Below are 11,065 nucleotides of genomic sequence, written 5' to 3' on the forward strand. Positions count from 1 at the left end.
ACGGCGTGGAGTGCCTGCCCTGGCGTTCACCCCACCTGACCTGCGTCACGGGTACCCCGTACGGGCCGGCCGCCACGACCGCGCCGCCCGGCGGGGCCGCCCACCGCGCCGTGCCCCCACCCCGGGCGCCCCACCCCCGGGCGCCCCCGCCCCGGCTCCCCGGCCGAGCCGGGCGCCCGCCCCACGAGACAGATCGGCTGACGAGACGATGCGGCTGCGCGCACTGCTGGACACCGACGCCCTTGGCCTGCGCCTGCTCGGCGGCGAGGAGGAGCTCGACCGCACCGTGCGCGGCGTGATGACCACCGACCTACGCGACCCCAGCCGCTACCTGTCCGGCGGCGAGCTGGTCCTCACCGGCCTCGCCTGGCACCGCGAGCCGGCCGACTCGGAGCGGTTCGTCCGCATCCTGACGGCCGCCGGGGTCGCCGGGCTGGCGGCCGGCGAGGCCGAGCTGGGCTCCGTCCCCGAGGACCTGATGGTCGCGTGCGCCCGGCACCGGCTGCCGCTGTTCTCGGTGGTCGAGGACGTATCGTTCGCGTCGATCACCGAACACGTGGTGCGGCAGGTCTCCAGCGAACGGGCCGGGGACCTGGCCGCCGTCGTGGACCGGCACCGCAGGCTGATGAGCGCGGGCCCGGCGGGCGGCGGCCCCGAGGCGGTGCTCGACCTGCTCGGCAGCGACCTGGACCTGCGCGCGTGGGTGCTGTCCGCGACGGGGCGCCAGATCGCGGGCTCGGCGCTCGCGGGCCAGGGCCCCGCGCTGCCCGCCGCGCTGCGGGCCCGGCTGGCCGGCGAACACCTGGCCGCCGTACGGGCCGGGCGCCGCTGGCCGCACCGGGTCACCGCCGGCGCGGGCACCACCTACTCCCTCTTCCCGGTCGGCGGCGGTGACCGCGAGGCGCCGCGCGAGGGGCACGAGGTGCGCCAGACGGTGCTCTCGGAGTGGCTGCTCGTGGTGGAGGCCGACGCCGGCGACTGGCCCGCAGAACGGCTCGACCTGCTCCAGGGCGTCACCCAGCTGATCGCCGTCGAGCGCGACCGCCGGGACGCGGCCCGCACGGTGCGCCGCCGGCTCGCCCAGGAGGTCCTCGAACTGGTGCAGGCGAGCGCCCCGCCCGCGGAGATCGCCGCGCGGCTGCGGGTCGCGGCCCCGGTGCTGCTGCCGGGGCTCGGCACCGCGCCGCACTGGCAGGTGGTGGTCGCCCGCGTCGAGTGGTCGGGCGCCGGGGTCGCCGGCGGCCCGGTCGCCCAGGCGCTCCTGGAGGAGATCTTGGTGGACCCGACGGCGCCCGGGCCCGAACCGTCCGACCGGATCGCGGTGGCGCACACCGGCGACGAGGCGGTGGCCCTGGTGCCGCTGCCGGCGCTGGCCGGTGACGCGCCGGACGCCGAACCGGCGGTGCGCGCGGACGCGCTGCTCGCGGCGGTACGCGAACCCCTGGCGCACGGCCTGGCCGACGACGGCCGGCTCACCATCGGGGTGAGCGCCGCCGTGCTGTCGGCCGAGGGGCTGCGCGGCGCGGTGGAGGAGGCCCGGCACGCGCGCCGGGTCGCCGCGGCCCGCCCCGGCAGCGTGTGCGCGGCCGGCCACCAGGAGCTGGCCTCGCACGTCCTGCTGCTGCCGTTCGTCCCCGACGACGTACGGCGCGCCTTCACGGCCCGGCTGCTCGACCCGCTCCGCGAGTACGACCGCCGCCACCGCGCCGAACTCGTCCCCACCCTGGAGGCGTTCCTCGCCGCCGACGGGTCCTGGACCCGCTGCGCGACCCGCCTCCACCTGCACGTCAACACGTTGCGCTACCGCGTCGGCCGCATCGAGCAGCTCACCGGCCGCGACCTGTCCCGCCTTGAGGACAAGCTGGACTTCTTCCTGGCCCTGCGGCTGGGCTGACGACCCCGGCGGGGCGGCACGAGGCGCCCCGCCGGCGGGAGGCGGGCCGGGGCGCGGGCGCCGCGGGCGGGAGCGACGGGGCGTGGGCGCCGCGCGCCAGGGGCGGGCCGTGGGGCCGGCCAGGCCCGCTCAGCGCGCCCGGCGGCTGGCGCGCGCCTAGCGCGTGAGCACCAGCGCGTCGCCCACCGCGCGCTCGCCGGTGGCGTCCGACGGCATGGTGATGAGCTTGCCGTTCACGGCCATGGCCGACGAGCCGCCACCGTCCAGGTTCATCGCCTGCCGGGCCCCCAGCGACCGCATGAGCTGGGCCGTCTCGTGCAGGCCGAGGCCGTCGCTGTAACCGGGCTGGCGGCCGGCCGTGGTCACCACGATCAGCCGGCCGCGGGCGTCCACGCCGACCGCCGTGCGCGGGTTGCGCTTGAGGCCCCAGGCGTACGCGAACGACGGCTCGTCCGCCCGGTCGATGCCGTCCGCCGCGAAGTCGACGGCCACCCTGCCGTCCCGCACCAGTCGCGGCCCGCCGCTGACGATGTCGTCACGGGAGCCGAGGCGCACCTGCCGGCCGTGCTCGTCGACGATGTTCTCCCGCACGGTCAGCCGCTGGCCGACCGCCGCGTGCTCCCGCAGCCACCGCTCCCCCTCGCCGATGCCGGCGAGCACGCTGCCGCCCGCGGGCACCGCGCCGCCGCGCGGGCGCAGCTCCAGCACCCGGCCCGAGCGGTCGAGTACGGCCTCCGCGCCGTCGCCGGCCGGGGTGGGCGCGCCGAGTTCGTCGGTGAACCGCACGATCTCGTCCGGGTCGGTGCACGTCACGTCGTGCAGCGGGCGCTCGGTGGGCAGGTCGCCGCCGGTGCCGCCGCAGTTGCGGATCTTGCCGGGGACGCGGTTGACGCCGTCGACGACGGCGGACGCGTTGCCGGCGTGCACCCGCAGGCGGGTGCTCAGGTGGCGGAACTCGGGGCGCAGGCCGTCGCCGCGCAGCACCATCGCCACCCGGCCGTTGGTCGCGGCGCTCTGCAACTCGCCGTCGTACGCGGCGATGCCCGCCGCCGCTCCCGGCACCCCGTCGCGGCTTTCCATCACGAAGAACCCGGCGTTCACGGCGAGCAGCGCGCGGGAGCGGGCCGCCATGTCGCTGACGTTCTCGCGCCCCGCCACGTGGGTGCCGTAGGTGCCGCTGAGCTTCCCGCCGAACCGGGCCGGGTCGATGACGGCCACCTTGACCTGGGCCAGCCCGGTGCCGGGCGCGCCGTCGCCGCCGGTCCACTCGCTGACCGCGTCGAATCCGGCCGCCGCCAGGGCCTTGCGCCGCGCGTCGGCCTGGTTCTGCCCGCCGAAGGTGCCCACCCGGGTGCGTACGCCGAGCAGTCCGGTCCGGTCGGCGCCACGCGGCCAGGTCACGCGCTCCGCGCGGGGCTCGAAGCCCGCCGCGCGCAACTGGCCGGCCAGGGTGTCGGCCGCCGCCTCGGACAGCAGGTGGGCGCCGCCCGCGCCGCGCACGGTGACCGTCCAGTGGTCGGCGCCCGGCTTGCCGGCGATGACGCCCTGGTAGAGGTCGACCCCCGGCGCCAGCCGATCCCGGTCCCAACCGGCCACCGGCTTCGGCACACCGCCCCACCCACCCGCACGGGCCGCCTCCGCCGTGGGCACGCCGGACACGGCGCGGTGGGAGGCGGCGGCGCCCTGAGCGGTGGCGCCGGGCGCCACGAGCGCCGCGACGAGCACCGCCGCCAGCGCGGCAGGCCGCAGCGATCGAGAACGGCTGGACACCTTGAACACGTCGAACACTCCTCAGTCACTCTCCGCCGCACTGACGACCACAACCGGGCCCGCGCCGATCAGACCCGAACACCTTCAACCCGGCCCGGTCGCGCCGCCCCGTACGGTCGACGCCGCCTCGGTCCGACCGGCCGGACGTGGCACGCCACGGCCCGCCGTCGACCCCGCCCGGCGACGCCGGCTTGGCTGAGCCGCGACCCGCGACCCAGCCGGCACCCTCGCAGCGCCCCGGGACGCTCAGTGGTCACGCCGACGTCGCCGAGGTGAACATGCGGCGCGGCACCCGCTCCCCGGACGGCGCCCGGCCCCTCGGCTCGCCGCCATCGCCGCTGGTCAGGCCCGGAAGGGCTGGCGAGTCGTCCCGACGAGCCCGGGAGTTGGGCCCGGCGTGGGCCTACGGGGCGCCCCTCACAGTGCGTGTCCGCCGGCCGCCTGCACCACCTGCCCCGTCACCCACCGCGCCTGCGCCGAGGCGAGGAAGACCACCACGTCCGCGATCTCCGCCGGCTCCCCGACCCGGCGCAGCGGAATGTGCGGGATGACCTCCGCGACGAGCGCGTCGGACATCCAACCGGTCTGCACCGGCCCCGGCGCGACGGCGTTGACGCGCACGCCGTACGGCCCGAGTTCGATGGCCGCGGCCCGGGTGAACGCCTCCAGCGCGGCCTTGGACGTCCCGTAGGCGACCTGTCCGGGAAACGCCCGCGCCGCGTCCGTACTGAGGTTCACGACGGCACCACCGTGCGGCGCCGCGTCGCCGCCGGTACTCGCCGCGCCGGCCGCCGCACGCCGACGGCGGGCCAACTCCCCCGTCAGCAGCACGGGGCCGAAGAGGTTGGCACCGTAGGTCCGGGCCAGCGCCGCGTGGTCGAGGGTGAGCGTCTCGTCGGGGCCCTCGCAGTGCGCGGCGTTGTTGACGAGCACCGTCACGGGCCCGAGCCGCCGCTCGACCGCGTCGAAGAGTTCCCCCGCCGCCCCGGGCACGGCGAGATCCCGCTCGTACGTCATGACATCGGGCGCCCCCAGGTCGAGTAGCCCTTCCGCCACCCGCTCGGCCGCCTCGACACTGCCCGTGTGATGGTGCACCGTGACGCCGTCGGGAACCGGCGACCCGCCAGCGAAGTAGTGCACCGCGACCCGAGCCCCCTGAGCCGCGAACGCGGCGGCCACGGCGGCCCCGATGCCCTGGTGGGCCCCGGTGACGAGGACGGTCCTGTCGGTTAACTCCGTATCAATCACCCGCCCAGCCTGCCACGGAGACCGGCGCCTCCCCTGGCCGCGCAGATCCGACGCCGTGGCCCCGCCCGAGAGCGGGATCAGCTCATCGAGAGGGTCCGAGCACCAGGACCGCGCCGGCGGAGGAGGGCAGGAGACGGCTACCGCTAAGCGACGATGCGGATTTGGGGGCTATCGCCACGGTGGTACCGCGATGGACGACGGTCGTACGGGCCTCAGCCGTCTCGGCGTTGAGTACGTATCGGCGCGATGGGGCTCGCCGCGTTTCGGGCAGTCACCCACGCGCGCATGCCGTCGCGCGGCAACACGTTGAACGGTAGAGCGGCGTTGGTTCCCGCCCACGAACCCGGCTCTCTATCGGATCGACTCATCATCACGGTGAGCGTGGCACTGCTCATCGGGGAAGCTGCTGGAGCGCAACGCTAGGCTGAACATCCTTGCTCGCCGGAGGGATATGACATGGGCGATTCGTCGTGGTTGGGCGATAGGTCGCGATCGATGGAAGTTGTAGAAAACCGGGTTCTCGCGAGGTAAGGCCCCAGGTCAATTGCTCTGGTCCCCGCGCGTGCGGGGATGGTCCCGACGGCTAGCCCTGCCCCCGGGACGACACATGCTGGTCCCCGCGCGTGCGGGGATGCTCCCGAGGCCGCCACGACGGCGGAAGCGGGCTCGCCTGGTTCCCGCGCACGCGGGGCTTACCTCCCAGCACCGGCAGCCCCCGACAGCCCCAACCACCCACCCGCCGGCGCGGCGCGCCCCCACCGAAGGCCAGCGAGCGCGCCAGCGACGCACCGCACCCCCGGGCACCCCGAGCCGTGTACGCGGGGGGCCACCTCAGCCCCGACGCCCCGCTGGCACCCCACCGAGCCCCGCAACAAGACCGGCCCCGCCAACCGCCCAACACCCCACCCAGACCGCCAATCCCCCCGCCCCACAACCCCGGCGCCCGCGCATGCCCCGGGGCGATCTTCCTCTACCACTGCTCGACCGCCATTACCTGGTCAGAAGAGATCCAAGTTTGTGAATCAATTCACACCTACCCCTTGGCCGGGCCCTGTTTTCCGTGTTGAGATGCGCGCACGACTTCCGGCTCGATGGCGCGCTTGGGGAGGGCAATGTGGCGGACACCGCCATGTCACGTTCTGGATCGTCGGATTCCGAAGGAGAGCCAGGAGGCGGGCTCCATGCCGGACTGTTGGACGACCCTCTGCACACGGCGGTATGGCGGCTGCGTTCGCGCGGCTGCTGGCACGACGCCGCGGAGTTGCTCAGCCCGCTGGCCGCGACCGATCCGGTTGCGGCCCGGTTGCGTAGCTCCGTACTGACCGAACAGTGCATGTTCACCGCGGGGAGTTGGGAGGCGGCCGAGGACGCGTTGCGGGCGGCGGAGGCCATCGCGCACACCGATGACGAGCGCGGGGCGGCGGCGTGCGAGCGCGGGCACCTGGCGTACGCGGCCACGCTGTTCGGCAACCGGGACCGGGCGGACGAGGCCCGGGCCGCCCTGGGGCGGGCGGCGGCGCTGCTCGGCCCCGACTCCCGGACCCGCCCGCTGCTCGACTTCCGGCGCGGCCTGCTCGCCCAGCACCTGTCCAAGAACGCGTCCAGCGCCCAGGCCGCCTTTCAACGCGCCCACGCCGCGGCCCTGTCGCACGGCGACGCGTTGCTGTCCTCCTTCACCTGGCGCCACCTCGCCGCGATGGCCGAGGAACGGGGCGACCGGGCCGAGGCCCGGCACGGGTTCGCCGAGTCGCTCAGGATTCGGGAGGAACTGGGCTACCTCATCGGCATCGCCCCCGCGCTGGTCGCGCTGGCCAGCGTCGAGTCCGAGCCGGAGGCGGCCCGGCTGCGCGCCGAGGCCGGGCGTCTGGTGCGGCTGCTGGGCGGAGTGCCGGCCTGGCTCGCGCGCCGGCTGCGGGCGATGGAGGCGGGACCCGAGGACAGCGCGGCGGCGGACTGAGCGGGCAGCGTACGGGGCCGGGAGAGGGTACGGGGCGGCCTGGCGCGGCGCGCGGGCGGACGCGGCGGCCCGCCCCGCGCCCCGGCCTCAGGCGAAGTGGGCGCGGATCACCGTCTCGGCCGCAACCGCGTCGCCCGCCGCCAAGGCGTTCAGCAGCGCCGCGTGCTCGGCGGCGTCGGCGACCAGGTCACCGTGGTCTCGGGCGGGGGCCGGGGACCACTGGGAGCGGCGGTGCAACTCCGCGGCGATCCGCACGAGTTGGTTGTTGCCGCTCATGCCGAGCACCGCCCCGTGGAAGGCCCGGTCCGCGTCCGCGTAACCGGCCACGTCCCCGCTCGCCGCCGCCAGCGCCGCCGCGTCGGCCAGCGGGCGCAGCGCCGCCCACTGCCGCGCCGGAACCGTGCGGGCCAGCCGCAGGATCGCCGGCACCTCAAGGAGGGCCCGCACCTCGGCCAGTTCGGCGGCCTCGCGCGGGGTACGCCGGGCGACCCGGAAGCCACGGTTGGGGACGATGTGCACGGCGCCCTCGCTGGCGAGCCGCTGCATGGCCTCGCGCACCGGGGTCGCCGAGACGCCGTAGCGGTCGGCGAGCGAGGGGGCGGAGTAGACCCGGTCGGGCGTCAGCTCGCCGGCGAGGAGCGCGGCGCGCAACGCGTCCAACACCTGCTCGCGTACCGAGAACCGGCGCGGCAGGACCGGCGCGGCGGGCGCCGTCCCCGCGCGCGCCCCGGTCCACCCGCCCACGTTCACCTGCGCGGCACACTGCTCCACTCGGCCCCCCTGCGACGTCCCTGTCCGTCTTGGCCCGGACTTTCCGGGCTTCACGCACCATAGGTGGATAGCGCGTCAATTCCTACACCGACCGGTTCGCGTAAGGTAAGCCTTACCTGTCGCAGCCCGTGATTCGGTGGTCCGCTCATGCCCGTGGTGCCTCCCCCTCCTCTCCCGCCTCCCCCGCCCGGGCCGCTGCGGGCGGCGTACGAGCGACTCAGCGCCGTCTACCCCGCGCTGACCATCACCGACGAGGACCCGCGCACCGGCGACGGCTGGGTCACCGCGGCCGAGCTGGCAGCGGGCGGCCCGGCCCTCGACGCCTTCCTGGCCTGGGACGACGCGCAGGTGCTGCGGGACTACGGGCAGCGCGGCCGGCCCGAGGTCGTCGCCAGCTTCGGGTTGCACCGCTACGCCTGGCCGGCCTGCCTGTTGATCACCATCCCGTGGCTGCTCCAGCGGCGGGTCCCCCGGGCCCCGGTGGGCCGGGTCTCCTTCCAGCGCACGCTGGGCCGCATGACGGTGCGCGGTACGACCTTCGCCTGCCTGCCGGGCGACCCGGCGGCCAGCGCGCCCGGCGCCCGGGTGGTGCCGGACGAGGCGGCGCTGCGCGCCGAGGTGCGCTCCGCCGTCGCCGAACATCTCGGGCCGGTACTCGAAGGCTTCCGGCCGCGCATGCGGCGCGGCTCGCGCGCGCTGTGGGGGATGGCGACGGACGAGGTCGTCGAGGGCCTGTGGCACATCGGGCACCTGCTCGGTGAGGAGGAACGGGCACTGACCGAGGCCAGCCAACTACTGCCCGGCGCCACGGCCCCGTACGTCGGCGGCGCCGCGTTCCGCGAGTTGACCGGCCCCGAGGGACAGCCGCTGCGCACCAGGGACCGGGCGAGCTGCTGCCTCTTCTACACGCTGCGCCCCGAGGAGACCTGCGTGACATGCCCGCGCACCGGCGACGCGGAGCGCGTACGGCGCATGACGGCGGCCTGACGCCCCGTCGCACCGCAACGCGCCGCTCGCCGACAGGAGCTGACGCCTCGACCGGGGCCGCGCCGCGTCGTCAGACGTGGCCCGCCTGCGAGGAGGAACGTTCCTCGCGAGGCCGACGACTCATCGGATGACCTGTCGGCGGCGCCCGGCTGCCGGTGAGGTGACGCGCCCTCACCGGCCGGCGCGCGCCCCCGGATACGCCCACACACCAGGCCGTCCGAGATTCATCGCCGATCAAGGTCCCGCAACTGGTCAATCGCACCAATCACTTGCGGTAGATTCACCCCATCGGGTTTCGCGACTCGAACGCGACGCGGCGTCATCGTGCCCGCGTTCGGCCCGCATCGCACCTATCCGGATGCCCTGGATCTCCGTTGGCGTCCTCTTGCCCGGAAACGCCCTAGGACAAGGTCCGGTTCCGTCAAGATGACCCGCGATAGGTCGCACTGCGGCTTAAACGTCACGGAAGCGAGGCAAGGGGCACCGGATGAATATGACCGATATATCGCTTGATTGGGCGCTTCCGGTCACCGTGGCCGTCGTCGGGGTCGCGGTAGCGGTGACGTTGAAGACGCGCGGTCAGAAGGTCGCCGCCAAGGAAGCTGCCGCGCCCGCCGACTCCTGGGAGCGCAGCGAGGAGCGTCGGCGACGCAAGGAAGCCATCTACGGCAGCGCCTCGTACCTGCTGCTGTTCTGCTGTGCGGCGGTGGCCGCCGCGCTGTCCTTCCACGGCCTGGTGGGCTTCGGACGGCAGAACCTGAACCTGCACGGCGGCTGGGAGTACCTGGTCCCGTTCGGGCTCGACGGCGCGGCCATGTTCTGCTCGGTGCTGGCGGTGCGCGAGGCGAGTCACGGCGATGCCGCGCTCGGCTCCCGCCTGCTGGTGTGGACGTTCGCGGGTGCCGCGGCCTGGTTCAACTGGGTGCACGCCCCGCGGGGCATGGGCCACGCGGGCGCCCCGCACTTCTTCGCGGGCATGTCGCTGTCGGCGGCCGTGCTCTTCGACCGCGCGCTGAAGCAGACCCGTCGGGCCGCCCTGCGCGAGCAGGGTCTGGTGCCGCGCCCGCTGCCGCAGATCCGCATCGTGCGCTGGCTGCGGGCGCCCCGCGAGACGTTCGCCGCCTGGTCGCTGATGCTGCTGGAGGGCGTACGGACGCTGGACGAGGCCGTGGAAGAGGTCCGCGAGGACCGGCGGCAGAAGGACCAGGAGCGTCAGCGCCGCCGCGATCAGGACAAGCTGGACCGTGCCCGTATCCGGGCCTACAACCGGCAGCACCGGGTGTGGGGCCGGCGCGGTGGGCGGCAGGTGGACGCCGGCGGCGGTCTGCCGGCGCCGGCCGGGCAGCTGAGTTCGGAGAGTGCCATATCCGACGCGACCGGAACCGAACGGCCGGGAACCCTGCCCGTGCTCTCCCGGCCGGCGCTCCAGCCGGTCACCAGCACCGAGAAGGAGGGCAGCGCGGCGGCCTCTGGCCGCCCGCGTACCGTTGACCTGACCGCCGAGGACGACACGCTCACGATCCCGCGCCTCGACTCCCTGGAGGAGAAGCTCGCGGAGATCGAGCGCCAGTTCGGCTGAGTCAGGACACGCTGTGAACGTGGTCCGTGCGGGGAGCGCCCCGTACGGGCCACGTCGCTTTCCACGCCTCGTACGGTTCGCACGCCTCGCACCCTGATGCGCCCCGTACGGCTCGTACGCCTCGCGCACCCGGTACGCCTCCGTGCGGCTGCCCCGACGCCGTGCGCGGCGCGGCGGGCGGCCCCCGCTCGGCCTCCGCGCGGCGCCCGTTCGGCGGCCGGATGGTGGGGCGTAAGCGGGCGGCGGGCAGCGTCACGCCGCGCACCACACGCCGCCCGGCCAGGTGCCGGGCGTCCCTCGTCGGCCGCGTCCCGCGTTCAGTCCGGGGCGTCCGCCGCCAGCTCGAACCAGATCACCTTGCCCGCGCCGTGTTCGCGCACGCCCCAGGTGTCGGCCATCGCCTCCACGAGCAGCAGCCCCCGCCCGGACGTGCCGGCGTCCGGCACCTCCCGGCGTGGTCGGGGCATGCCGTCGGCGAAGTCCCGCACCTCCACCAGCAGTCGGCCGCCCACCTGGGCGTGCGTGCCGCGTGGCAGGCGGGCTCGGACGACGGCGCCGCCGTCCGTGTGCACCAGGGCGTTGGTGGTCAGCTCGCTGGTCAACAGCTCCGCGACGTGGGCCTGCTCCGGGCTGCCGCCCCACTGGCGCAGCAGTTCGCGCAGCGCCCTGCGGACGTCGGAGATCCCCGTGAGTTCCCCCCGGCGCAACTGCCGTGTCATCTGCGCTTCCGCGTCCTCGTGCGCTCCGCCGCCGGCGTCACCCGCCGCGACCCTTCCTACCGCTCCAGCGCTCCCCCCGGTCTCCCCCACGACGTTCCTGGTCTGCCCCGTGATCCGTGCGGCTTCCCCCGAGGCGTTCC

The 11,065-nt window shown here is 75.3% G+C and carries 8 protein-coding genes; 4 read left to right on the forward strand and 4 right to left on the reverse strand.

Going from position 1 to position 11,065, the window contains the following annotated elements:
• Positions 1 to 208 precede the first annotated feature (208 nt).
• Complete coding sequence (locus H7H31_RS06075) at positions 209 to 1,894, forward strand: PucR family transcriptional regulator (RefSeq protein ID WP_187060426.1); 1,686 nt, start codon at positions 209 to 211, stop codon at positions 1,892 to 1,894.
• 156 nt (positions 1,895 to 2,050) lie between these two features.
• Here the strand turns inward: H7H31_RS06075 and H7H31_RS06080 are convergent, their stop codons facing one another.
• Entirely contained in the window at positions 2,051 to 3,673 is a 1,623-nt protein-coding gene (locus H7H31_RS06080) for a phosphodiester glycosidase family protein (protein ID WP_197995950.1), read from the reverse strand.
• A gap of 408 nt (positions 3,674 to 4,081) precedes the next feature.
• Positions 4,082 to 4,912, reverse strand: a complete 831-nt coding sequence (locus H7H31_RS06085; RefSeq protein WP_187060427.1) for an SDR family NAD(P)-dependent oxidoreductase — start codon at positions 4,910 to 4,912, stop codon at positions 4,082 to 4,084.
• Between the two features lie 1,129 nt (positions 4,913 to 6,041).
• On the opposite strand from H7H31_RS06085, the gene H7H31_RS06090 reads away from it, so the two are divergent.
• Positions 6,042 to 6,869, forward strand: coding sequence for a hypothetical protein (locus H7H31_RS06090; RefSeq protein WP_232109710.1), 828 nt, complete (start codon positions 6,042 to 6,044; stop codon positions 6,867 to 6,869).
• An 87-nt stretch (positions 6,870 to 6,956) separates the two neighbouring features.
• Here H7H31_RS06090 and H7H31_RS06095 read toward each other — a convergent pair whose 3' ends face one another.
• The gene (locus tag H7H31_RS06095; RefSeq protein ID WP_187060942.1) at positions 6,957 to 7,640 is read right to left on the reverse strand and encodes a GntR family transcriptional regulator; all 684 of its coding nucleotides are present in this window, start codon (positions 7,638 to 7,640) and stop codon (positions 6,957 to 6,959) included.
• A 147-nt stretch (positions 7,641 to 7,787) separates the two neighbouring features.
• On the opposite strand from H7H31_RS06095, the gene H7H31_RS06100 reads away from it, so the two are divergent.
• Positions 7,788 to 8,627 (forward strand): (2Fe-2S)-binding protein, encoded by an 840-nt coding sequence (locus tag H7H31_RS06100; RefSeq protein ID WP_187060943.1) that lies wholly within the window; start codon positions 7,788 to 7,790, stop codon positions 8,625 to 8,627.
• 487 nt (positions 8,628 to 9,114) lie between these two features.
• The gene (locus tag H7H31_RS06105; RefSeq protein ID WP_187060944.1) at positions 9,115 to 10,206 is read left to right on the forward strand and encodes a DUF2637 domain-containing protein; all 1,092 of its coding nucleotides are present in this window, start codon (positions 9,115 to 9,117) and stop codon (positions 10,204 to 10,206) included.
• 317 nt (positions 10,207 to 10,523) lie between these two features.
• Here H7H31_RS06105 and H7H31_RS06110 read toward each other — a convergent pair whose 3' ends face one another.
• Positions 10,524 to 10,925, reverse strand: a complete 402-nt coding sequence (locus H7H31_RS06110) for an ATP-binding protein (RefSeq protein ID WP_187060945.1) — start codon at positions 10,923 to 10,925, stop codon at positions 10,524 to 10,526.
• Between the last annotated feature and the right edge of the window lie 140 nt (positions 10,926 to 11,065).

The sequence above is a fragment of the Streptomyces buecherae genome (genome assembly GCF_014295035.1).
Classification (GTDB): domain Bacteria; phylum Actinomycetota; class Actinomycetes; order Streptomycetales; family Streptomycetaceae; genus Streptomyces; species Streptomyces youssoufiensis.